This window comes from Mycobacterium sp. SMC-8 (assembly GCF_025263565.1).
Lineage (GTDB): Bacteria > Actinomycetota > Actinomycetes > Mycobacteriales > Mycobacteriaceae > Mycobacterium.
This window is the reverse complement of record NZ_CP079865.1, coordinates 6,487,548-6,511,614: the sequence shown is the minus strand read 5'-3', so window position 1 is coordinate 6,511,614 and position 24,067 is coordinate 6,487,548. Positions and strand designations below refer to the sequence as shown.

Sequence of the window (24,067 nt, the reverse complement as noted above, 5' to 3'; positions counted from 1 at the left end):
CTGAGGCTCAACTCTGATGCTCATCGGGCCGGCTTCGGCGCCGGCGCGTCCGCGCCAGTCCATTGCCGGTGGGTGCTACCAGCCCTCGGTCAGCACCCGATCCAGGGTGTCGACGTAGAAGTCGGCGGCTTCGACGTCGATGCAGAGCGGCGGCTTGGTCTTGAGGATGTTCTGGTGGTCCCCGGTGGGCTGAATCACCACGCCGAGATCGAGCATCCGGTCGCAGATCGCTGCGGTCTCCTCGGTCGCCGGCGCCAGCGACTGCTCATCCCGGATCATCTCGACGCCTAGGTACAGCCCGAACCCATGCACGGTGCCGACGATCGGGTGACGATCGCGCAGCGCCTCCAGCCGGGCTTTGAGGTGTTCGCCGACGCGGCGGGCGTTGTCCTGTAAACCCTCGTCGCGCAACACGTTCAAGACGGTCAGACCGATCGCGCACGACAGCGGACTGCCGCCCGTCGACGAGAAGAAGTAGCCCTGGCTGGAGAACGCGTCGGCGACAGCGCGACTGGTGATCACCGCGCCGAGCGGATACCCGTTGCCGGTCGCCTTGGCCACCGCAACGATGTCGGGCACTGCGTCCTGTTGTTCGAAGCCCCAGAACCAGTTGCCCAGCCGGCCGTAGCCGACCTGCACCTCGTCGGAGATCGCCAGCCCGCCACCGGCCCGCACCGCGGCGTACACCCGCTGCAGGTAACCGTCCGGCAGCGCCATGCCGCCGGCGTTGCCGTATACGCTCTCGCAGATGAACGCCGCCGGCGCGCGCCCCGATGCGATGAGGTCTTCGATCTGAGCCACCGCCTCGGCGGTGTAGCGGAAAGCCTCAGTGCCGCGGAACTTGCCGCGGAAGCTGTTCGGCGATTCCACGGTGTGCACCCAATCCGGCCGGGTCGCAAGCGCATTCGGGTTGTCAGCGGTAGACGTCGACACCGCGTCGGTGCCGAATGTCCAGCCGTGATAGGCCTCGCGGACCGCGACCACGTCGCGACGGCCCGTCGCTGCCGTCGCCAGCCTGATCGCGAGATCGCTGGCCTCCGAACCCGAATTGACCAGGAACACCGTGTCCAGCGGGTCGGGCAGCAGCGCGGCCAGCCGCTCACTGAACTCGACAACAGCCTCGTAGTTGAACCGTGAATTCGTGTTCAGCTTGCGCAACTGGCGGGTGGCGGCATCTGCGATCCGCGGATGTGCGTGGCCCAGGACGGTCACGTTGTTGACCATGTCGAGATAACTACGGCCGGCGGTGGACATCAAATAGTGCCGACGGCCCCGCTCGATCTGCGGCGGTGTGCGGTAGTAGAACTCTTGAACCGGAGCGAAACTCGCGTCCCTGCGGGACAGCAGGTCCGCGGCGGCGCGGCCTGGCAGGGGTGCGAGGCCGAGTAGCGGTCGCGGATCCCGGGAGTGGGCCAGCCACCCCGCAGCGAGCTCGGCGCGCACGAACGCAGGGGCCGCCGGTGCACCGGCCGGGCGCACACTGACCTCGAACCGGTCGCGCGCACGCGAGGTGCCCACGAGCTCCCCGGCGGTGACGGCCCCGGTGGGCCCAGGAGTCACGCCGACCAGTGTCACCTCGAAATCTGTGCCGCGCAACGTGATCGATCCGGTGCTGTCGTGCAGCGCCTCGCCGTCCCACGGTGCTGCGACCGGCGTGTCGGCGGCAGTCCACACGCTGACGCCGGTGGCCACCACCTCCGGGCTGTCCTGGCTCAGTCTCGGTGCCCGGCACAGCATCGCCTCGCCGAAGCGCGTCACCACAACCGCGGCGCCCCGGTCAAGGGCGGCCTGCGCGGCGTTCTCGTCCGTGCCGGGACGGAGCGATCCAGCCGAGTCGAACGCGTCGTCGTACAGATCTGACGTCGTGGACAGATCGAGGCTCACGGCCGCCGACCGATCCACGCCGATGAGCTGCGCCTGGACCGCCACCGGGGGACGCGTCTCGGCCAATCCCAGGTCGGCCTTGATCTGCGCGGTCATCACGTCGACCGGGACGGAGGTGGCCAGCTCGAACATGCGACGCTCGCCGTCGGACTGCGCGGTGATGTAGTCGTTGTCCGGGTCGAGCGCTGCCTGCTGTGCTCCGCTCACGATCAGCACCGCGGTCCGCAACACGATCAGCGGCCAGAGCGCGTCGGCCTCGGCCGCCGACAGCGGACGTACGGCGTGGAAGGCCCTGATCGCTGGGAGTACAGAAACAACTTGGGCACCAACATGTCCCAGTACCGACGAGGCGGTGATGGCGAGCTCGGAGACCGCCCAGGTGTGGGACAGGTCGCCGAAGTCGATGACTCCGTCGGGGCGCACACGGGCGCCCTCGCGGGACACCACCACGTTCGCGTCGGTCAGGTCGATGTGGGCGGCCTGGCGCGGCAGCTTCTCATCGAGCGGGGTGATTCGCGCCCACGCCTCCCGCGCCGCTGCCAGCAGCCGGTCCCGCAGCGGCGCGTCGGCGACATGCGAGCTCAGCGTCTCCACCACATCCATGCCGAATCGCAGGTCCCACTGCAGGATCCGGTCCAGTCCGGGATGGGTGAACTGCGCCAGGGCCCGGCTCACGCGCCCGGCGACGTCGCCGAGACCGGCGACCGCCTCCGGGCTCAGGTACCCGGACTGTAGCAACGTCCCGCCCGGCAGGTAGCGCAGCAGCCGCACATACGCGGTGCCGTCTGCCAAATCCTCGACGGCCGTGCACTTCTGCCCGGCCTTGTTCTCCAACGGAACCGACACCCGCAGCGCCGGTTCGGCCTCCGCGATCAGCTGCGCGGCTTCGTCCTGTGCGGCCAGTTCCTCGGCTGTGAACGCCGGATTGGCGATCTTGAGGACGCCCACGATCTGACCGTCGTCGGCGTGGACGGTGAAATTCTTGTCCTGTTGGCTGCCCAGCGACTCCACACGCGCGGTGATGCCGTAGTGCGTGGACAGGATGTCGGCTGCCTGGGCCTCACTCACCTGCGGGGCGGGCAGCTCAGGCTGCTCCAGAAAGTTGAAGCCCCGAGCGCTCACTGGTGCACCATGCTCTTCGCCCGAGCGCTCATCGCAACACAAACTCTGTGACGACGTCCGAGAACGCGTCGTTGTCGTCCCCGGCTGCGGTGTGTCCGGCACCGGAGAGCTCGACGAACTCGGCAGCCGGGACCTTCGCCAGGAAGTCGTACACCGCTTCCTCGCTCACCACATCGGACAGTTTCCCGCGCACCAGCAGGATCGGGATCGTCAACTCGATCGCCGCCTGCTCGAGCAGCTCGACCCGCACGAACGGGTCCTCGTTCGGCTTGGTCAGAAACGCCGGATCCCAATGCCAGTACCACCGGCCGTTGCGACGCCGCAGATTCTTCTTGAGGCCTTCGGGGCTGCGGGGTTTCGTCCGGTGCGGCAGATACGCGGCCACCGCGTCGGCGGCCTGCTCCAGTGAGTCGAAGCCGTGAACGTGACTGAACATGAAATCGCGGATGCGGGCGCTGCCTTCCTTCTCGTAGCGCGGCACCACATCGACGAGGATCAACCGCGCCACGCGCCCGGCACCGGCCTGCCGGGCCGTCAGAATCCCGGTCAGGCCGCCCATGCTGGCGCCGATGAGCACGGTCGGCCGCCCGATCTGGTCGAGCACCGCGCAGGTGTCGGCACACAGCGACTCGACGGTGTAGTTCGCGTCGGGGGAGCGGTCGCTGTCACCGTGGCCGCGGCTGTCGAGCGCGACCACGTGCAAACCCTCACCGGCCAGGATCTTTCCGGTCTTCTTCCAGGAGAACCGGTTCTGCCCACCGCCGTGCAGCATGAGCACCGAGGGGCGGGTGGCGTCGAACCCGGCGGTCTCCGCAGGCTTGTTCCACTCGTCGGCCACAAGTGTCAGGTCTTCGGCGCCGCGGAAGGTGACGGTCCTTGGTTCGTTGCAGGTGGTGCTCACGGGCGTCCTCTCGGCTGGTCCCCGCGATCACGCTACTGCGCGGGCGGGTGGTTGCCGTCCCGGGGCCGGGTCAACCCTGCGGACAGTAATATTTACGGTTGTGACAATGGGGGGTCATCACGATGACGATCGACGGCGCATCATCACCGCCGCATACCGCTGCCTGGCAGAACCGCACTCCGGACCTGTTCCGGTGTCGGCGATCCTGCGTGGGGCCGGAGTGTCCAGCCGGGCGTTCTACCGGCATTTTCTGTCGAAGGACGACCTCTTCCTGGCGTTGCTGCAGCAGGAGTGCGAGGCGGTCGTCGCTGCGGTGGACGCGGTCGCCGACGCCGCGGTCGGCACACCGACCGACCAGCTCGCGGCGTGGATCGCCGCCGTGTTCGACCTCGTGGTGGACCCGCAGCAGCGACTGCAGCTGACCGTCATCGACTCCGAGGAGGTCCGAGCGGCCAGAGGCTACCGCGAGCTGAGGGAGCGCTTTCACGCCGACCGTGAGCGGTCGCTGTCGGAGATCCTGCGCCGTGGCCGGCATGACGGCTCTTTCCCGCTTACCGAACCCGAGATCGATGCCGTCGCGATCAATGCGGTGGTCAGCAGGGTGCTCGGCAACCAAAACAGCGACGATCCGCAGATCCGCAAGCAGGCCCAGGAGACGGTGCTGGATTTTGCGCTGCGGGCGGTCGGAGCCACCGGCCCACGGTGAATCGCGGCGCCCGCCGATGAGTGGCGGGGCGTCGCCGAGTCGGAACGGGCAGGACACTGTTCGACCGAAGGAGCTGCCATGCCCGCCATCACGCCGTCGCTGTGGTTCGACGACAACCTGGAGGAGGCGGTCGCGTTCTACACCGCGATCTTCCCGAACTCCGCCGTCGAGTCCGTCGCGCGCTACACCGACGCCGGCCCCGGGACTCCCGGCGAGGTGGTGACGGCGACGTTCACGCTCGACGGTCAGCGCTTCATCGCCATCAACGGCGGGCCGCAGTTCCCGTTCACCGAGGCCGTGTCGTTCACCGTCGCCTGCCGTGACCAGGACGAGGTCGATCACTACTGGGACCGGCTGGTCGACGGTGGCCAGGAATCGCAGTGCGGTTGGCTCAAGGACCGCTACGGGCTGAGCTGGCAGATCGTGCCGGACCGGCTCAGTGAATTGATCGGCGATCCGGATCCCGCGCGGGCGGCGGCGGCGACCAAGGCGATGCTGGGCATGCGCAGGATCGTGATCGCCGAGCTCGAAGGCGCCGTCCGGGGTATCTAGTCACGACGTATCCAGTCGGTCTCAGCTCGCCCGACGGCGTTCGTATTGCCAGCTCAGAATTTGTTGATATACGGTTCTGCGCGTCCTCGGCTGTGTAACCTCAGCCCCACCCGAATCGGGGCCAGGCCGGTTGTCGGAGGACCTATGGCTGAGGTGCACACGGGGAGGGGCGGATAGATGGTCGCTTCTGACGTGATCGCCAAGCCCGTGCGCGCTTTCGGCGGCTTCTTCTCGATGGCGCTGGACACCTTCGTGGCGATGTTCCAGCCGCCGTTTGCGTGGCGTGAGTTCATCTCCCAGGCCTGGTTCGTCGCTCGGGTGTCGATTGTGCCGACGCTGCTGCTGACGATTCCCTACACCGTGCTGCTCACCTTCATCACAACGATCCTGCTGACCGAGCTCGGCGCCGCGGACTTCTCCGGGACCGGAGCTGCGCTCGGCACCGTCCGCCAGATCGGGCCGATCGTGACCGTGTTGGTGGTCGCCGGCGCGGGGGCCACCGCGATGTGTGCCGATCTGGGCGCCCGCACCATCCGCGAGGAACTCGACGCACTGCGGGTGATGGGCATCAATCCCATTCAGGCCCTTGTGGTTCCCCGGGTGCTGGCCGCCATGGTCGTGTCGCTGGCGCTGTCGGCGACCGTGATCCTCGTCGGCCTGTCGGGGGCCTACTTCTTCGTCGTGTACATCCAGCACGTGTCGCCGGGCGCGTTCGCGGCGGGCCTGACGCTGATCATCGGTACCGCCGATGTGGTGATCGCGTTGATGAAGGCCGCGTTGTTCGGGCTCTCCGCCGGTCTGATCGCCTGCTACAAAGGGATTTCCGTGCGTGGCGGCCCGGCTGGGGTCGGCAACGCGGTGAACGAGACCGTGGTGTTCACCTTCATGGCGCTGTTCGCGATCAACATCGTCGCGACGGCCGTAGCGATCAAGATCACGCTATGACAGTCGCTCGGCCCCATTCCCAGTTCCCGTGGCTGAAAGGCCGGTTCCGCTCCGTCGCCGATCCCTGGATCGACATCGGGGTGCAGACGAAGTTCTACGGCCGCACATTGCGCTCCGTCGGCTACGTCTTCAGCCACTACAGCGTCGAGTTGATCCGGATCGTCGCCCAGATGGGGCTCGGGGCGGGGGCGCTCATCGTCATCGGCGGGACGGTCGCGATCGTCGGCTTCCTGACGGTCACCACCGGCGCGCTGGTGGCGGTGCAGGGCTACAGCGACTTCTCCGAACTCGGCGTCGAGGCGCTGACCGGCTTCGTGTCGGCCTACTTCAACGTTCGGCTGATCGCACCGGCCACCACCGCGATCGCGTTGTCGGCCACCATCGGCGCCGGCGCCACCGCACAACTGGGCGCCATGCGGATCAACGAGGAGATCGACGCGCTCGAGGTGATGGGCATCCGGTCCATCGCGTTCCTCGCCTCGACCAGGGTGGTCGCCGGCTTCCTCGTGGTGATCCCGCTGTACTGCGTGGGTGTGCTGATGGCGTTCTGGGCGGCGCGGTTCGGTACGACCGTGATCTACGGCCAGTCGACGGGCGTCTACGACCACTACTTCAAGACGTTCCTCAACCCCACCGACCTGATGTGGTCGTTCGGGCAGTGCATCGTGTTGTCGGTGATCATCATGCTCGTGCACACCTATTACGGCTACACCGCGCGCGGCGGGCCGGCAGGCGTCGGGGAGGCCGTCGGGCGGGCGGTGCGCACCTCGCTGATCGTCTCGGCGTCCGTGCTGGTGCTCCTCTCGCTCGCCGTCTACGGCCAGTCCGGCAACTTCAATCTGGCGGGCTGACATGGACCAACACGACGAGGGCCTGCATCCGGCGTGGTACACGCTGATCCTGCTCGTCCTGCTCGCGGTCGCCCTGTGGCTGACGTACTCGTTGTTCTTCGGCACGTTCAAGCCGCACGAAACGGTGACCTTGACCTCTGAACGTGCGGGCCTGGTGATGGAGACCAACTCCAAGGTCAAGCTGCGCGGTGTCCAGGTCGGGCGGGTCTCCGCCATCCAGGGCGGCAGCCAACCGGTGGCGCTGACGCTGGAGATCGACAAGGACAAGATCGCGTTCATCCCGGCCAACGTCGAAGGTCAGATCCGGGCGACCACGGTCTTCGGTGCCAAGTTCGTCGACCTGGTCTATCCGGAGAATCCCCAGGGACAGCTGCAAGCCGGGCAGGTGATCGAGTCCCGCAATGTCACCGTCGAAGCCAACACGGTGTTCCAGAACATCGTCGACATCATCGAGCGCATCGACGTGGCCAAGCTCAACAGCACCCTGTCAGCGCTGGCCGACGGTGTCCGTGGGCAGGGCGAGCGAATCGGCCAGGCCACCACCGACGCGAATCAGGTCCTGCTCCAGCTGAATCCGCGCAGCGACACGATCGCCGCCGACTGGCGGGCGCTACGAGATTTCAACGACACGTACAGCGCTGCCGCGCAGGACATCCTGACCACCCTGGATGCGCTCAGCACCACCAGCACGACCATCACCGCCCGCGCCACCCAGCTGGATGCTCTGCTGCTGGCCACCACGGGACTCTCCAACAGCGGCATCAGCTTGCTGGCGCCCAACCAGGCCAACCTCATCAAGGCCGTCAACGTGCTCGAGCCGACCACGAACCTGCTGCACAAGTACAGCCCGTCCTACACCTGCCTGCTGACGGGGGCGAAGACCCTGCTCGACACCGGCGGCTACGAGGCGCCGGGCGGCAACGGACGAACGTTGGTGCTCGACGTCGGGCTGACGCTCGGCGATGACCCGTACCACTACCCGGACAACCTGCCGATCATCGGCGCCAAGGGCGGGCCGGGCGGCAAACCGAGCTGCGGTTCGCTGCCCGACGTCGCCAAGAACTGGCCCGTGCGAAACCTGGTCACCAACACCGGATTCGGCACCGGGATCGACTGGCGGCCCAATCCGGGCATCGGTTTCCCGGCCTGGGCCAACTACCTGCCTGTCACCCGGGCGGTGCCGGAACCGCCGAGCATCCGCAACCTCTTCGGCGGACCCGCGATCGGTCCGGTTCCGTATCCGGGCGCGCCCGCCTATGGCGCGGACCTGTACGCACCGGACGGCACCCCGCTGTGGCCGGGACTGCCACCGGCACCGCCCCCGATGGCGCCGCGGGACCCCGGACCGAGGCCCGGCTCCGAGCCGTTCATCGTGCACCACCCGGCGCAGATGCAGCCGACGCCCCGACCACCCGTGCCGTTGCCGCGCGAGGCGGCTCCGAAACCATGACCGCCGTCGCAAGAGCGAGGAGAGGTACACCGCCATGCCGGGCTTGACAACCAGGGTGCGCCACGACGCCGTGCGTCTCGGCGCGTTCCTGACTGTGTGCCTGATCGGTGTTTTCGGATTGTTCGCGGTGTTCGGTCAGATGCGTTTCGGGGAGAAGACCCACACCTACAAGGCTGCGTTCGCCAATGTGACCGGGCTGGAGAACGGGGACTTCGTCCGCATCGCCGGCGTCGAGGTGGGCAAGGTCAAAAAGGTCGCCATTCAGCCGGACACGACGGCGTTGGTCGAGTTCACCGCGGATCAGTCGGTGGTGCTGACCGAGGGCAGCAGGGCCGTCATCCGGTACGACGACCTGATCGGTGGGCGCTATCTGGCGCTGCAGGAGGGGGCCGGCGCGACGACGACTCTCGAACCCGGAGAGACGATTCCGATGGCCCGCACCGCGCCGGCGCTGGACCTCGACGCGCTGATCGGTGGATTCCGGCCCCTGTTCCGGGCGCTGGATCCCGAGCAGGTGAACGCACTGTCGGGTCAGCTGATCTCGGCCCTGCAGGGACAGGGCGGGACGATCAACTCGTTCCTGGCGCAGACTGCGACCCTTACGAGCACGCTGGCCGACCGGGACCAGCTGATCGGCCAGGTGATCACCAACCTCAACGTCGTGCTGGGCTCGCTCGGTGATCAGAACGACCAGTTCGCCAAGGCGATCGACGCGCTCGCCGACCTGGTGCAGACGCTGCGGGATCGCAAAGAGGACCTGAGCAACGGCCTGGCGTATACGAACGCCGCGGCCGCCACCGTCGCGGACCTGCTCACACAGGCTCGTCCGCCGCTGGCCAAGACGGTTCGGGAGACCGACCGCTCCGCGGCGATCGTGGTGGCCGATCACGAGTACTTCGACAACTTCCTCAACACGCTCCCGGACGCGTATCAAGCGCTGGCGCGCCAAGGCATCTACGGTGACTTCTTCAGCTTCTACCTGTGCGACATCGTGCTGAAGCTCAACGGTAAGGGCGGGCAGCCGGTGTACGTCAAGGTCGCCGGCCAGTCCACCGGGAGGTGCGCGCCGCGATGAAGTCCTTCAGTGAACGCAACCAACTCGTCGTCGGCGTCGTCGGGCTGGCGGCCACGATCGGCATCGTGCTGGGGTCGTTGAACTACGACAGGCTGCCGTTTCTGCAGGGCAAGGAGTACTCGGCCTACTTCGCCGAGGCGGGCGGCCTGAAAACCGGTGAAGACGTGCAGGTTTCGGGATTCACCGTGGGCGACGTCAAGTCCATCGAGTTGGACGGATCAAGTGCGCGCGTCACATTCACCATCGCCCGGGACATCCGGCTCGGTGAGCGCACCGAGGCGGCGATCAAGACCCAGGGCCTGCTGGGCTCCAAGATGCTGGAGATCACCTCGCGGGGCGGGGGTCAACTCGACGGTCCGATCCCGCTCGAGCGCACCACGTCGCCGTACCAACTCCCCGACGCGCTGGGCGATCTGGCGATGACGATCAGCGGGCTCGACACCGATCAGCTGTCTGATTCGCTGCGGGTCCTGTCGGCGACGTTCGCCGACACCCCGCCGCAACTGCGCGTTGCCGTGCAGGGGGTCGCGCGGTTCTCGGAGACCCTCAACGAGCGCGACGCCGAGTTGCGATCCCTGCTGGGCAACGCCGAGAAGGCCACGACGGTGCTGGCCGAGCGCAGCAATCAGGTCGTGAGCCTGGTCGCGAACAGCAACGCGCTGCTGATCGAGCTGCGGAACCAGAGCGCCGCCCTTGATCAGATCTCCGGCAACATCTCTGCGCTCAGCGATCAACTGCTGGGCTTCATCGCCGAGAACCGCGAAACGCTGCGGCCCGCGCTGGACAAGCTCAACGGCGTGCTGACGATGATCGACAACCGCAAGGAACGCCTGCAGAAGTCCATCCAACTGCTTCAGCAGTACTCGATGTCGCTGGGCGAGTCGGTGGCGTCCGGGCCGTTCTTCAAGACCTATGTCGCCAACCTGCTCCCGGGCCAGTTCCTGCAGCCTTTCATCGACTCCGCGTTCTCCGATCTGGGGCTGGACCCCACTGTGCTGTTGCCCTCGGAACTGACCGATCCGCCCGTCGGACAGCCGGGCACACCGGCACTGCCTTCGCCCTACCCCCGGACAGGGCAGGGCGGCGAGCCGCGACTGACGGTTCCCGACGCCATCACCGGCAATCCCGGCGACCAGCCGTGCGGGCCGCCCGGGCTGCCGTTGCCCGGCCCGGGCTGCTACCCCTATCGCGCGCCGCTGCCGGCGCCGCCACCCGGCGGGCCGCCGCCGGGGCCGCCCGCCGAGGCGGCACCGGCCCAGCAGTCGATTCCGGGACCGACCCCGGCGCCGGTGCTGGTACCCGCGCCCGGTGAGGCGCCTCATCTCGGATCCGCGGAGGCCGGACGATGACGCGCACCCTCCGGATCCTCCTGATCGCTTCACTGGCTGTGATTCTGGTCGGTGGCGTGGTCGTGCTGCTGCGCACCACCGATCGGATCAGCCGCACCTACGCCGTCGCGTACTTCGAGAACAGCAACGGCATCTATGCAGGCGACCATGTCAGTATCGTCGGCGTGCCCGTCGGCAGGATCGAGTCCATCGAGCCGCAGCCGGAGTCGGTCAAGATCTCCTTCTGGTACGACAGCAAGTACAAGGTGCCGGCGGACGCGAAGGCGGTGATCCTGTCGCCGACGCTGGTGACGGCGCGCACCATCCAGCTCACCCCCGCCTACACGGGTGGGCCGGTGATGGAGGACGACGCGGTGATCCCGCGGGAGCGCACCGCGGTCCCGGTGGAATGGGACGAGGTCCGCCAGCAGCTGGCGACACTGGCCGACACATTGCAGCCCACCGAGCCCGGCGGCGTGAGCCCGCTCGGCTCCGTCATCAACACCACCGCCGACAATCTTCGCGGCGAAGGCGCCAACATCCGGGACACCGTCATCAAGCTGTCGCAAGCCGTTTCGGCGCTGGGGGACAACAGCACCAACATCTTCTCCACGGTCAAGAACCTGGCGACCCTGGTGTCCGCGCTGCAGGACAGCACCAACCTGATGCGTCAGCTCAACCAGAATCTGGCCGGCGTGACCGGTCTGCTCGCCGACGATCCCGACGAGGTGGCCAACGCGGTCCGGGACCTCGACAGGGCCGTCGGGGAGGTCCAGACATTCGTTGCCGACAACCGCGAATCGCTGGGCACCACGTCGGACAAACTCGCGGGCGTGACCCAGGCGTTGACGGACAGTCTCGCCGACGTGAAGCAGTTTCTGCACGTGGCTCCCAACACCCTGCAGAACTACGTCAACATTTGGCAACCCGCCCAGGGCGCGGTCAGCAGTGTGCCGATGATCAACAACTTCGCCGACCCGGTCTCCTTCCTGTGCGGCGCCATCCAGGCGGCCTCACGCCTGGGCGCCGAGGAGTCGGCGAAACTGTGCGTGCAGTACATGGCGCCGATCATCAAGAACCGCCAATACAACTTCCTGCCGCTCGCGCAGAACGTCTTCGTCGGCGCCACCACCAGGCCGAATGAGCTCACCTACAGCGAGGACTGGCTGCGTCCCGATTACATTCCGCCGCAACCGGTTTCCGCCGAGCCGCCGGCGGGTGCGCCACCGTCACCAGCCATGGGGCCGCTCCTGCCCGCGGAGGCGGCGCCGCCCACCGCGCCCAACCCGGCTGACGGCCTGCAGGGCCTGATGGTGCCGCATGGAGCAGGATCATGATGCGCGCCAGCGCATTTCGCGCGGTTGCCATCGCGACCGTGCTGGTCGGGTTGCTGGCGGGCTGTTCCGACTGGCGCGGGCTGAACTCCGTTCCGCTGCCCGGTGTCGAGGGCACGGGGCCGGGAGCGTTTCAGATCCAGGCGCAGATGCCAGAGGTCGACACCATCGAGCCGAACTCCCGCGTCCGGGTCGCTGACGTCAACGTCGGCCACGTCAGAAAGATCGAACGTCAAGGCTGGCATGCGCTGGTGACGATGCAGCTCAATGGCGACGTCGAGCTGCCGGCGAACGCGACAGCGACCCTCGGCCAGACCAGCTTGCTGGGTTCGCTGCACATCGAATTGGCGCCACCCACCGACGAAGCGCCGCAGGGCAGACTGAAAGAGGGCTCGCTGATTCCGCTGTCGTCATCGCGGGCCTACCCGACCACCGAACAGGCGCTGGCTGCCATCGCCATGCTGCTCAACGGCGGCGGCATCGGCGAGATCCAGGACATCACCGAAGCGTTGAGCACCGCCTTCACCGGTCGGGAGAACGACCTGCGCAGCCTGATCGAGCAGCTCGACAAGGCCATCGGTTACCTCGACGACCAGAAGGACGACATCATCGCCGCGGCGGAGAGCCTCAACAACCTGGTGGGACAGCTCGCGGAGCAGAAACCCGTGGTGGACAAGGCCCTACGGACCATCCCCGATGCGCTGGCCGTGCTCAGAGACCAGCGCAACAACCTTGCCGAGGCGCTCACCCAGTTGGGGAGGTTCAGCGCGCTGGCCGCCGACTCGGTCAACCAGACCCAGGAGGCGCTGGTTGCCGAACTCGAAGACCTGGGCCCGGTGCTGGAGGAACTCGCCGATGCCGGCCCCGCGCTGACCCGCGCGCTGAGCTTCCTGCCGACGTTCCCGTTCCCCAAGGAGACGCTGACCAACTGGATGCGCGGCGATTACGCCAACCTCACGTTGATCCTCGACCTGACATTGAGCAGGATCGACTCCGGATTCTTCACCGGAAGCCGGTGGGAGTGCGACCTGACCTGGCTGGAGTTGCAGTGGGGCCGCACCATCGGGCAGTTCCCCAACCCGTGCATCGCGGGCGGCCCCGGCACCGCGGGCAACCCGTTGGTCGCTCCGTACCGCTGGGACCAGGGGCCATAGCATGCGTCTGACTCGTCGAATCCTGATCCAGCTGGCGATCTTCGCCGTCATCGCGACGACCGCCCTGGCGATCATGGTTTTCGCCTACATGCGGTTGCCCGCGTTCCTCGGCATCGGGCAGTACCGGGTGACCGTGGAGCTGCCCGAAACGGGTGGCCTGTACCCGAGGGGCAACGTCGCCTATCGCGGCGTCGAGGTCGGCGAGGTGAAGAGCGTCCAGCTGACCGATAAAGGCGTCGTGGCGGTGCTGTCGCTGAATGACGACGTCGAGATTCCCGCCGATGTCGACGCCGAGGTGCACAGCGTGTCCTCGGTCGGTGAGCAGTTCGTGCAGTTGCTGCCCCGAAGCGCCGAGGGGCCGGTGCTCAAGGACGGCGACGTCATCCCGATGGACCGGACGTCGATTCCGACGGACATCAACGGGGTGTTGAACGCCACCAACACCGGCCTTGAGGCGATACCGCAGGAGAACCTGCAGACCGTCGTCGACGAGGCCTACACCGCCGTCGGCGGGCTCGGGCCGGACCTGCGCCGGTTGGTCACCGGCAGCACCGCACTGGCCATCGACGCCCGCAAGAACCTCGAGTCGCTGACCACGCTGATCGACCAGTCCAAACCGGTGCTCGATTCTCAGACCGAGACCGGCGACTCGATCCAGGCGTGGGCGGCGAATCTGGCGAGCATCTCCGGGCAGCTGCAGAACCAGGACCCGGCCGTGGCCGGGATTCTGGAGAAGGGGCCGGGCGGCGCCGAGGAGGTGCGGGCGCTGTTCGACCGGCTGCAACCGACGTTGCCGATCGTGCTGGCCAACCTGGTGAGCGTCGGCGAGGTGGCGGTCACCTATCAGCCCAGCCTTGAGCAGTTACTGGTGCTGCTGCCGCAGGGCACCGCGGTCACCCAAGCCGTCGGCGTGCACAAGCGCAACACCAAGCAGGACTACATGGGTGATGCCCTGGTCTTCAACCTGAACCTGGCGATCCCGTTTTTCCCGGCGCCGATTCCGTTGCCGCCCCAGCAGTTGCCGCCGCCATGCACCACCGGCTTCCTTCCGGCGCAGCAGCGTCGCGTGCCGACCTTCGAGGACTACCCCGACAGGCCGGCGGGCAACCTGTACTGCCGCGTCCCGCAGGACGCGCCGTTCAACGTCCGCGGCGCCCGCAACCTGCCGTGCGTCTCCGTGCCGGGCAAACGCGCCCCGACCTGGCAGGACTGTGAAAGCGACGAGGTGTACGTGCCGCTCAACGACGGCTACAACTGGAAGGGCGATCCGAACGCCACGCTGTCCGGAGAGCCGATCCCCGACATGCCACCGGATGTTCCGGTCGCGGTGACGCCTCCACCGCCGGGGACGCCTCCGCTGCCCGTGGCGGCTGCCGAATACGACCCCGCCTCTGGCGAATACGTCGGTCCGGACGGGAAGGTGTACACGCAATCCAACCTTGCCGGTGGCGCGTCGGGGGAGCGGCCGTGGCAGTCGATGCTCGTCCCGCCCGGGGGCTGACCGCTCGCTGTCTGCGGACGACTGGGGCACGGGACTGTTCCGAACGTGGTGGTCAATAGTCAGTGCGTCGAATCGGCTCGCGGCCGCCGACGATATGGTGTCGGACACGTAAGTTGGTACCGACCTGTGCACCGACCCCGATCTGGCCCGCCGGCCGCTGAGGAAACATTGATGGCAGACGAGAAGAGACCCGCTGAGGAGGAGTCGACCACCGAGGTCGGCGCGCCCGGCGAGAGCCCTGAAGCCACGGCGTCGGTCGCGGATACGGGCGAGACGGAGTCGGACGGGGTCCAGGACTCCGAGGCCGCCGCGGCCGAGGTCGAGGATGAGGTCGCGCCCCGCAGGCCGATCTCGCATGTCAAGCTCGCGCTGATCGCCGGGACGGTCGGCGTGCTGGCCCTGGCGGGCCTCACCGGCTGGCTCGGATACCGCACCTACGAGTCCTAACAAGGCCGAGGAACAGCGAAACGTCTTCTTGCAGGTCGGGCGGCAGGGAGCCCTCAATTTGACGACCATCGACTGGCAGAACGCCGACGCCGACGTCCAGCGCATTCTGGACTCGGCCACCGGCACGTTCTACGACGATTTCCAGCGGCGCGCGGAGCCGTTCGTGGAGGTGGTCAAGCAGGCTCAGTCGAAGTCGGTCGGCACCGTCGCCGAGGCGGGCCTGGAGTCCTCCAGCGACAACGAGGCCCAGGTGCTGGTCGCGGTGACCGTGCAGACCACGAACGCCGGCGCACCCGAACAGCAACCGCGGGCGTGGCGGATGCGGCTGACGGTGCAGGACGTCGACGGCGAGGCGAAGGTGGCGAAAGTGGAGTTCGTGCCGTGAGCGACAAGAACGACGTGACAGTCGGCGCGACCGACGACGACGCGACCGAGATCGTCGAGGCCGAGACCGCTGAGCCGGCCGAGCCCGCCGACACCGGGGCGGCCGACGAGACCACCGGGCCGGACGAAACCGAGGCGGTCGACGAGACCGCCGCGGCTGACGAGGTGGCCGGGGCCGCTGACGCGCCTGCGCCGAAAGGCGGCATCGCATGGTCGCGGGTGGTGGCGTTCGCGGTGCTGCCGGCGCTGGCCCTGGTGCTCGCGCTGGGCGCGGGATATCTGAAGTGGCGCGACAATTCGATCCGCAACAGCGAAGTCGCCGCTGCGATGTCGGTGCAAGCGGCCCGCGACAGCACGATCGCGCTGCTGTCCTATAAGCCCGACACCGTCGAACAGCAGCTCGGTGCGGCACGCGAGCTGCTGACCGGTGAATTCCGGGACGCCTACACGTCGTTGACCAAAGACGTGGTGATCCCCGGCGCCAAGGAGAAGCAGATCTCGGCCGTCGCGTCGGTGCCTGCCGCGGCGTCGGTGTCGGCGACTCCGAGCGAGGCCGTGGTGCTGCTGTTCGTGAACCAGACGGTGTCGGTCGGCGCGGACGCCCCCACCGACACCGCCTCGAGCGTGCGGGTGACGCTGGAGAAGGACGGCGACCGCTGGCTGATCTCCAAGTTCGATCCGGTGTAGCGGTTCAGCGCGGCTCGCGGCCGGGGTGGTTGCGGGCCAGCATCGGCAGCAGGACCCAGCGCGGGGCCAACCGGTTCAGCGCCGCCGCCACCCGGTTCGCAGCGCCGGGCACGATGATCCGCCGGCCACGGACCAGGCCGTCGACCGCGGCCCTGGCGACGGCCTCCGGCTGCTCCCACAGGAAACTCGGGAGCAACTTCTCGGCGTCCTCGTCGGGAATGCCGGCGGCCTCGCCGAACCCCGTCCGCACCGGACCCGGACACACGACGGCCGCCGTCACGCCGGTGCCCTTCAACTCCTCGCGCATCGCCTCGGTGTAGGAGAGCACGAACGCCTTGGCTGCGCCGTAGGACGCCTGCCACGGCACCGGACCGAACGCCCCGACCGACGCGACATTGAGCACAGCGCCCCGTCCGCGCGCCACCATGGCCGGCACGAACCGGGTGCACAGGTCGACGACGGCAGCGACGTCGACCTCGATGAGCCGCAGTTCGTCGTCGACGTCCACCCGCGCGACCGCCCCCACATTCGCCACGCCCGCGTTGTTGACAAGCACATCCACCGTCAGCCCCAGGGCGGCCACCCGGTCGGGTAACGCCGCCCGGTCCGCACGCTCGGCCAGGTCGGCGGCGAGCACGTGGGCGCGCGTGCCGAGCGCATTGGCCAGCTGCCGCAGCCGCTCGGAACGCCGCGCCACCAGGACCACCTGATGCCCGCGCCGCGCAAGTTCGCGGGCCAGGTGTTCCCCGATTCCCGACGATGCGCCGGTGATCAACGCCGCCCCCGTGTCCGAGGGCGCGGGCATTGTCGCCATGCCGGCAGCCTAGCCTGGGCCGATGACGGTGCGCCGGCTCACGGCGGTCGACGCGCAGATGTACTGGATGTCGGCGGCGGTCCCCAACGACCAGTTCCTGCTGTACGCCTTCAACGCCTTTGACGGCGGCGGTGACGGCGGCGTCGGCGACCTGGACCGGGCGCTGGACGTCGTGCGTGGCCGGGCGCAGACCTGTGCGGAGTTCGGACTGCGGATCGCCGACACCGGGTTCTGGACATATCCGGTGTGGGCGCCGCGCGAGGTCGCCGTCGACCAGATCGTGGTGCACAACCTCGGCGCGCTCGACTGGCAGGCGTGCCTGGCGGCGGTCGCGGATCTGACCGACGAACAGCTCGACGCGACCGCTCTGACCTGGCGGCTGCACGTGTTCCCGTCCGTCGGCGGCCTGCCGGGCAACGGCACGGGATCGGTTGCGGTGCTGCAGATCTGCCACGCCCTCGCCGATGGCACCCGGGCCTCGGCGCTGGCCGCCCGCCTGTTCGGCCGTGACGTCGATGTGCCCGCGGTGACCGCGCCGGCGGCGTCCGGGGCGGCGCTGCCCTGGCGAGCGTTCGCCGCCGGCCGGGCGCACCGCCGGCTGGTGCGCGACACCGAAGCGGGACTGGTTCCACCGCAAGCGCTTTCGCGACCCGCGTTGACCAGCAATACCCGCCCCGACGGCGCTCGCCGGCTGCGTACGGTGGTGTGCCCGCGCGGACGGTTCGGTGCGTCGACAGTGACCGTCGGCGTGCTGGCGGCGGTGTCGGCGGCGCTGGCCGGTCATCTGCGTGAGATCGGTGACGACCCGGCCGAGTTGGGAGCGGAGGTGCCGATGGCCCGGCCGGGGCCGCCCAGGGCACACAACCACTTCGGCAATGTCGGCGTCGGCCTCTATCCAGGTCTGGCGCCGCAGGAGCGCGCCGAAGCGATCGCGGGGGACCTCCACCGGCGGCGGCGCCGTGCCGCACACCCGGCGATGGAGAGCGAGGCGGCTGCGTTCGCCACCCTGCCGGCCCCTCTACTGCGTTGGGGTACAGCGCAAATCGATCCCGACGTGCGGTCGCCCACAGTGACGGGCAACACCGTGGTCTCCAGCGTCAACCGAGGTCCCGCGGATCTGCGGTTCGGCGCCGCGACGGTCGTGCTGACCGCCGGCTTTCCGAGTCTGTCGCCGATGATGGGCGTCACGCACGGCGTGCACGGCATCGGCGACACGGTCGCGGTCAGCGTGCACGCCGCGGACTCGGCGATCGGCGACATCGACGCCTACGTCGAGCGGCTGGCCCACGCGCTGTCGCCCTGACCGCCGAAATCGCATTCCACGCGCGTCAAGTCGGGAAAATCGCACGCTGGACGCGATCTCGGCGAGGATGATGCGGATCTCACGACGACTCGGCCAACCCTACGAATCGGCCAGTGCCGCGACGACGGACTCCATCGAACGCGTCGCGGCGTCCCGGTCGTCGCCCATGCCGACGAGGGTGTCGATGACCAGAGGGCCGAGGATCTGCGCCAGCCCGTGGCCCTCGTGCCCGAAGAAGCCCGCCAGCTCGAGCATCACCGCGCCGTGGTTGATGCTCCACAACCGGCCCGCGACGGCGAGCTCGTCGTCGACGCGGATGCGGCCGGCCGCCATCATCCGGTGCACGGCGCGGTGCAGCGCGCCGAACGACGCCGCCCATTCGGCGCGGTTGGTCGCGGTACCGGTGGCGGTGATGTCGCTGCGGAATCGGGCGATGGACGCCGGCGAGGCCGCGCCGAACATCATCTGGTAGCGCGCCGGGTTGGCGAGCGCGAACCGGTGATACGCCAGCCCCATGGCCAGGAAATCGGCGACCGGATCGTCGGTGTCCGCGACTTCGGTGAGGACCTGGGTGAACCGGCTGAACACCTCGACGGCGATCGCGTCGAGCAGGCCCGTCATGCCGCCGAAGTGCGTGTAGACCGCCATCGTCGACGTGCCGGCCTCCGCGGCGACGCTGCGGGCACTCAAGGCCGCGAGGCCGTCGCGTTCCATCAGCCGTACCCCGGCCCCGACAAGGCTGTCAGCTACCTGTTTCATGGTTGCCATGCTGCCATAACGGTGTTATACAGAGACCACGTATAACGCTGTTATAGGGGGCGGTATGGCCAATCAGTACCTCGAAGGCGCATTCGCCCCGGTGGCGCAGGAGTACACGCTCACCGATCTCGACGTGGTCGGCCGTATTCCGGACCATCTGGACGGCCGCTACCTGCGCAACGGCCCCAATCCGGTCGCCGAGATCGACCCTGAGCTCTATCACTGGTTCACCGGTGACGGCATGGTGCACGGCATCCGCCTGCGCGACGGCCGGGCCGAGTGGTATCGCAACCGGTGGGTGCGCAGTCCGCGAGTGGCCGCGGCGCTCGGGGAGACACCGCCCCGGGGGGACTACGGCCTGACCCCGATCGGCGCCAACACCAACGTGATAGGCCATGCGGGCAGGACGATGGCGCTGATCGAGGCCGGGGTCGCCCAATACGAACTGACCGACGAACTGGACACCGTCGGCGTCTGCGATTTCGACGGCACGCTGGCCGGTGGCTACACCGCTCATCCCAAACGCGACCCGCAGACCGGTGAGCTGCACGCGGTGTCCTACTGCCTACTCAACGGGAACACGGTGCAGTACTCGGTGATCGGCGTCGACGGCCGGGCCCGGCGCACCGTAAACGTCGAAGTCACCGGAAGTCCGATGATGCACGACTTCTCGTTGACCGAACGGCACGTGGTGTTCTACGACCTGCCGGTCACGTTCGACGCCCGCCAGGCCGCCGCGATCGGTGTGCCGCGTGGGCTGCGGCTGCCCGCCCGGCTGCTGCTGTCCGCGCTGATCGGCCGGGTGCGCATCCCCGACCCCGTCGCGGCGCGCCGCCCGGGCGCCGGCGGCTCTGAGGCCGCCTTCCCGTACTCGTGGAACCCCCGCTATCCGGCTCGTGTCGGCGTCATGCCGCGCGACGGCGGCAACGGCGACGTCCGCTGGTTCGAGGTCGAGCCGTGCTACGTCTTCCACCCGATGAACGCGTTCGACGACGGCGACACCGTGGTGCTCGACGTGGTGCGGCACGAGAAGATGTTCGCCACCGATCATCGTGGTCCCAATGAGGGCCCGCCGACATTGGACCGCTGGACCGTCGACCTCGCCGATGGAAAGATTCGCGAATCCCGGATCGACGACCGCGGCCAGGAGTTCCCGCGCGTCGACGAACGCGTCGTGGGCCGGCGGCACCGGTACGGCTACGCCCCGGCCGTCACCGGTGGCGGGACCTGCGCTGACACGCTGCTCAAGCACGATTTCGTCGGAAACCGCTCCGTGACCCGCTCGTTCGGGGCCGGAAAGACGGTGGGTGAGTTCGTGTTTAACCCGTCCACACCCGAGGCTGCCGAGGACGACGGCGTGCTGATGGGCTACGTCTACGACCGGTCCACCGACCGCAGCGAACTGGCGATCCTGGACGCGGCCACTCTCGATGACCTCGCCTCCGTCCGGCTGCCGCACCGGGTGCCGGCCGGGTTCCACGGCAACTGGGTGCCGACGGCCCAGACGGGCAGGGGGTGGGCAGCGAGGTGACAGATGTTCTAAGTTCTGTTGCATGACTGCCTATGACGTCGGAGTGCTGATCCTGCGAGTCGTCCTCGGCTTGACCATGGCTGCGCACGGCTACAACAAGTTCTTCGGCCCAGGCGGACTCAAGGGCACCGCCGGCTGGTTCGACAGCATGGGGATGAGGCCGGGCATGTTCCACGCCCGGGTCGCCGCGACCACCGAGATGGCCGCGGGCATCGGGCTGGCGGTCGGTCTGCTGACCCCGATCCCGGCCGCGGGTTTCGTCGCGCTGATGCTGGTCGCCGCCTGGACGGTGCACAAGCCCAACGGGTTCTTCATCGTCAAGGAGGGCTGGGAATACAACCTGGTGCTCGCAGCGTCGGCGATCGGCATCGCGACCATCGGCGCAGGCAAGCTGAGCCTCGACCACCTGCTGTTCTCCGGCACGGGCGTGTATGACCTGCTGCACGGCTGGTGGGGGCTGGTGATCTCGGTGGTGCTCGGCCTGGCCGGCGGCATCGGTCAGCTGGTCATCTTCTACCGTCCGCCCGCCAAGACTGGCGCGTAACCTCCCGGCCAACCCCGCACGGTAGCCCGCGAGCAGACACAAAATCGCACGATCGCGCCGCGAATCGTGCGATTTTGTGTCTGTTCGCGGCAATCGAAACTGAAACACGTTCTAGTCTGTCCGGCATGGGGTTTCTCAAACAGGACGCTCCCGTCGTCGACTACGCGGAATGGAGCAAGGGCACCCGCGCGGAGCGGATCGTGCCGATGGCGCGGCACTGGGCGGAGGTCGGTTTCGGCACGCCCGTCGTGCTGCACCTGTTCTATGTGGTGAAGATCCTGCTCTACGTGCTCGTCGCGTGGCTGATCGTGCTGAGCACCAGCGGGATCGACGGGTTCACGAACGTGGCCGCCTGGTATCACGAGCCGATCGTGTACCAGAAGGTTGTCTTCTACACGATGCTGTTCGAGGTCGTCGGTCTCGGCTGCGGGTTCGGTCCGCTGAACAACCGGTTCTTTCCGCCGATGGGCTCGGTGCTGTACTGGCTGCGACCCAAGACCATCCGGCTCCCACCGTGGCCGAACCGGGTTCCGTTGACAGCAGGCGACACCCGCACCCTGTTCGACGTCGCGCTCTACGGCGCCCTGCTGGTGGTGCTCGTGGTCGCGCTGTTCTCCGACGGGACCGGCCCGATCCCGGAGATCGGGTCCGAGGTCGGCGTCCTGCCGGTGTGGCAGACGGCGACGATCGTCGGGTTGCTGATTCTGGCCGGGCTGCGCGACAAGGTGATCTTCCTGGCCGCCCGCGGCGAGGTGTACGGATCGCTGGCGGTGTGCTTCCTGTTCAGCGGCGCCGACATCATCATCGCCGCGAAGCTGGTCTGCCTGGTGATCTGGATGGGTGCGGCGACCTCGAAGCTCAACAAGCACTTCCCGTTCGTGATCTCGACGATGATGAGCAACAACCCGGTGATCAGGCCGCGGTCGATCAAGCGGAGGTTCTTCGAGCACTTCCCCGACGACCTGCGTCCGGGCCGCGCGTCTCGAGTACTCGCGCACTTCTCCACGGCCATCGAGATGCTGGTGCCGCTGGTGCTGTTCTTCTCCCACGGTGGCTGGGCCACGGCGATCGCGGCGTTCGTGATGCTGGTCTTCCACTTCGGCATCCTGTCCGCGATCCCGATGGGGGTGCCCCTGGAGTGGAACGTCTTCATGATGTTCAGCGTGCTGGCGTTGTTCGTCGGCAACGCCGGGGTGGGTCTGTCGGAGCTGCAGAGCCCCTGGCCGATCGTGTTGTTCGTCGTGGTCGCCGGCACTGTCGTGGTCGGAAACCTCTTCCCCCGCAAGGTGTCCTTCCTGCCGGGCATGCGCTACTACGCCGGCAACTGGGACACCTCGCTGTGGTGCGTGAAACCGTCGGCCGCCGAGAAGATCACCAACGGCATCGTCGCGATCGCCAGCATGCCCGCCGCGCAGATGGAGAAGTTCTACGGCAGCAAGGAGACCGCCGAGATCTACCAGTACATGGGGTATGCCTTCCGATCGTTCAACACCCACGGCCGGGCGATGTTCACGCTCGCACACCGGCTCATGGCCGACGGGAACGAGGACGAGTACGTGCTGACCGACGGCGAGCGGATCTGCAGCACCGCGATCGGGTGGAACTTCGGTGACGGGCACATGCACAACGAGCAGCTGATCGCCGCGCTGCAGAAGCGGTGCCACTTCGAGCCCGGAGAGGTGCGGGTGCTGTTGCTCGACGCGCAGCCGATCCACCGGCAGCGTCAGCAGTACCGGCTGGTCGACGCCGCCACCGGCGAGTTCGAACGCGGTTACGTCATGGTCGCCGACATGGTCACCCGGCAGCCGTGGGACGACACGGTTCCGGTGCACGTGACGTGGCAGAAGGACGCCGCCGACGCCTCGTGAGTCGCGGACCGGCTCCGCGCGGCGGGTCAGCCCATGACGTCGCGGACGGGCACACTCTCGAGGCCGGTCAGCAACAGCTCCCTGGTCTTGTCGAGGTGCTTGCGCCAATGCGTTTCGGCGCCGACGGCGTCGCCGGCGCGCAGAAATTGCATCAGCCTGCGGTAGGACCGCAACAGCGTGTCGTAGTCCGCCTTCGACACCGGGCGCCGTTCGTTGAACACGAAGGCCGTGTGCCTGACCGTGATCTCGTGCAGCATGCCGGCCACGATGCTCAGCGTCGCGTTGCCCGACAGCTGCACCACGCGCAAATGGAACAGCCCGGTGGCCTCGGCCAGCCGGCTGGACTGGTGACCGTCGGCGGCGAGTTTCTCCAGCATCTGCTCCAGCTCGTCGAACGCCTCGGGCGAACCGGACTCGGCGAGCAACCGCGCGGCCATCGGTTCGATGCCTGACTTGGCGGTCAGCAGGTCGGCGATCGTCGCGCCGGACAGTTCGAGCAGCAGCCCCGCCGGTCGGGCGACGACCTCGGGGCCGGGCACCCGCACGCGCGCGCCGGTGCGGGAGCCGCGGCGCACCTCGACCAGGCGCTCGGACTCCAGCACCCGGACGGCTTCGCGCAATGTCGGGCGGCTGACGCCGAAGTGGGCCATCAGCTCGGCTTCGTTGGGCAGGAAGTCGCCGTCCTTGAGCTGTCCTTCGACGACCATCCGGCGCAGCGTGCCGGCGACGAGCTCGGCGGTCTTGGGGGAGCGAACGGCGGCGCGAGAGGCGACGGCGTCCGGCCCGATCATCGGGGCCAGGGGTATGCCGTGGGTCACTGCACCTCCTCGTCGGTCGACTACGCTGCGTGACAGCTGTGCAACTCAGTAAACCATGTGATGACGGGGTAATCGGACCACGCGGGGGCCCGTCCAGGTGCGAACCACC

General features: G+C 68.1%; 20 protein-coding genes and 1 pseudogene. 16 read left to right on the top strand and 5 right to left on the bottom strand.

All coding sequences use genetic code 11. The annotated features are described in order from the left end of the window. Window positions 1-75: 75 nt before the first annotated feature. Together KXD97_RS31240 and KXD97_RS31235 are read right to left on the bottom strand one after the other, a co-directional pair. Complete coding sequence (locus tag KXD97_RS31240; RefSeq protein WP_260754846.1) at window positions 76-3,006, bottom strand: aminotransferase; 2,931 nt, start codon at window positions 3,004-3,006, stop codon at window positions 76-78. Between the two features lie 28 nt (window positions 3,007-3,034). Further along, on the bottom strand, window positions 3,035-3,907 hold the full coding sequence (locus KXD97_RS31235; protein ID WP_260754845.1) for an alpha/beta fold hydrolase: 873 nt from the start codon (window positions 3,905-3,907) through the stop codon (window positions 3,035-3,037). Window positions 3,908-4,013: 106 nt separating this feature from the next. On the opposite strand from KXD97_RS31235, the gene KXD97_RS31230 reads away from it, so the two are divergent. The 12 genes and pseudogenes from KXD97_RS31230 (at window position 4,014) to KXD97_RS31175 (ending at window position 16,321) form a co-directional block, all read left to right on the top strand. Next, complete coding sequence (locus tag KXD97_RS31230) at window positions 4,014-4,613, top strand: TetR/AcrR family transcriptional regulator (protein WP_260754844.1); 600 nt, start codon at window positions 4,014-4,016, stop codon at window positions 4,611-4,613. 78 nt (window positions 4,614-4,691) lie between these two features. After that, window positions 4,692-5,165, top strand: a complete 474-nt coding sequence (locus KXD97_RS31225; RefSeq protein ID WP_260754843.1) for a VOC family protein — start codon at window positions 4,692-4,694, stop codon at window positions 5,163-5,165. Window positions 5,166-5,342: 177 nt separating this feature from the next. Next, window positions 5,343-6,110: an ABC transporter permease gene (locus KXD97_RS31220; protein WP_260754842.1), complete on the top strand. Its 768-nt coding sequence runs from the start codon at window positions 5,343-5,345 to the stop codon at window positions 6,108-6,110. Beyond that, window positions 6,107-6,961, top strand: a complete 855-nt coding sequence (locus tag KXD97_RS31215; protein WP_260754841.1) for an ABC transporter permease — start codon at window positions 6,107-6,109, stop codon at window positions 6,959-6,961. The genes KXD97_RS31220 and KXD97_RS31215 overlap by 4 nt, the downstream gene beginning before the upstream one ends. A gap of 1 nt (window position 6,962) precedes the next feature. After that, window positions 6,963-8,411 carry an MCE family protein gene (locus KXD97_RS31210; RefSeq protein ID WP_260754840.1) on the top strand — a complete coding sequence of 483 codons (1,449 nt, stop codon included), beginning with the start codon at window positions 6,963-6,965 and terminating at the stop codon, window positions 8,409-8,411. Window positions 8,412-8,445: 34 nt separating this feature from the next. Then, window positions 8,446-9,486, top strand: a complete 1,041-nt coding sequence (locus KXD97_RS31205; protein ID WP_396884627.1) for a virulence factor Mce family protein — start codon at window positions 8,446-8,448, stop codon at window positions 9,484-9,486. Next, window positions 9,483-10,835 (top strand): MCE family protein, encoded by a 1,353-nt coding sequence (locus KXD97_RS31200; protein WP_260754839.1) that lies wholly within the window; start codon window positions 9,483-9,485, stop codon window positions 10,833-10,835. The genes KXD97_RS31205 and KXD97_RS31200 overlap by 4 nt, the downstream gene beginning before the upstream one ends. Then, window positions 10,832-12,151, top strand: coding sequence for an MCE family protein (locus KXD97_RS31195; protein WP_260754838.1), 1,320 nt, complete (start codon window positions 10,832-10,834; stop codon window positions 12,149-12,151). The genes KXD97_RS31200 and KXD97_RS31195 overlap by 4 nt, the downstream gene beginning before the upstream one ends. Beyond that, window positions 12,148-13,302 carry a virulence factor Mce family protein gene (locus KXD97_RS31190; RefSeq protein ID WP_396884625.1) on the top strand — a complete coding sequence of 385 codons (1,155 nt, stop codon included), beginning with the start codon at window positions 12,148-12,150 and terminating at the stop codon, window positions 13,300-13,302. Before KXD97_RS31195 ends, KXD97_RS31190 begins: the two co-directional genes overlap by 4 nt. A gap of 1 nt (window position 13,303) precedes the next feature. Beyond that, window positions 13,304-14,803, top strand: coding sequence for an MCE family protein (locus KXD97_RS31185; RefSeq protein ID WP_260754837.1), 1,500 nt, complete (start codon window positions 13,304-13,306; stop codon window positions 14,801-14,803). A 171-nt stretch (window positions 14,804-14,974) separates the two neighbouring features. After that, window positions 14,975-15,635 (top strand): annotated as a pseudogene (locus tag KXD97_RS31180) (Mce protein). Then, window positions 15,632-16,321 (top strand): hypothetical protein, encoded by a 690-nt coding sequence (locus tag KXD97_RS31175; RefSeq protein WP_260754836.1) that lies wholly within the window; start codon window positions 15,632-15,634, stop codon window positions 16,319-16,321. Before KXD97_RS31180 ends, KXD97_RS31175 begins: the two are co-directional and overlap by 4 nt. Before the next feature lie 4 nt (window positions 16,322-16,325). Here KXD97_RS31175 and KXD97_RS31170 read toward each other — a convergent pair whose 3' ends face one another. Continuing rightward, window positions 16,326-17,135, bottom strand: a complete 810-nt coding sequence (locus KXD97_RS31170) for an SDR family oxidoreductase (RefSeq protein WP_260754835.1) — start codon at window positions 17,133-17,135, stop codon at window positions 16,326-16,328. 22 nt (window positions 17,136-17,157) lie between these two features. Here KXD97_RS31170 and KXD97_RS31165 point away from each other — a divergent pair, with 22 nt between their 5' ends. After that, the gene (locus KXD97_RS31165) at window positions 17,158-18,438 is read left to right on the top strand and encodes a WS/DGAT domain-containing protein (protein WP_260754834.1); all 1,281 of its coding nucleotides are present in this window, start codon (window positions 17,158-17,160) and stop codon (window positions 18,436-18,438) included. Between the two features lie 99 nt (window positions 18,439-18,537). On the opposite strand, the gene KXD97_RS31160 is transcribed toward KXD97_RS31165, so the two are convergent. Then, complete coding sequence (locus KXD97_RS31160) at window positions 18,538-19,197, bottom strand: TetR/AcrR family transcriptional regulator (protein WP_260754833.1); 660 nt, start codon at window positions 19,195-19,197, stop codon at window positions 18,538-18,540. Between the two features lie 64 nt (window positions 19,198-19,261). Here KXD97_RS31160 and KXD97_RS31155 point away from each other — a divergent pair, with 64 nt between their 5' ends. The 3 genes from KXD97_RS31155 (at window position 19,262) to KXD97_RS31145 (ending at window position 23,140) form a co-directional block, all read left to right on the top strand. Further along, on the top strand, window positions 19,262-20,728 hold the full coding sequence (locus KXD97_RS31155; RefSeq protein WP_260754832.1) for a carotenoid oxygenase family protein: 1,467 nt from the start codon (window positions 19,262-19,264) through the stop codon (window positions 20,726-20,728). Between the two features lie 22 nt (window positions 20,729-20,750). Then, window positions 20,751-21,272: a DoxX family protein gene (locus KXD97_RS31150; RefSeq protein ID WP_260754831.1), complete on the top strand. Its 522-nt coding sequence runs from the start codon at window positions 20,751-20,753 to the stop codon at window positions 21,270-21,272. Between the two features lie 125 nt (window positions 21,273-21,397). Further along, on the top strand, window positions 21,398-23,140 hold the full coding sequence (locus KXD97_RS31145) for a DUF3556 domain-containing protein (RefSeq protein WP_260754830.1): 1,743 nt from the start codon (window positions 21,398-21,400) through the stop codon (window positions 23,138-23,140). Between the two features lie 26 nt (window positions 23,141-23,166). Here the strand turns inward: KXD97_RS31145 and KXD97_RS31140 are convergent, their stop codons facing one another. Next, window positions 23,167-23,931 carry a FadR/GntR family transcriptional regulator gene (locus KXD97_RS31140; RefSeq protein ID WP_260758245.1) on the bottom strand — a complete coding sequence of 255 codons (765 nt, stop codon included), beginning with the start codon at window positions 23,929-23,931 and terminating at the stop codon, window positions 23,167-23,169. Window positions 23,932-24,067 lie beyond the last annotated feature (136 nt).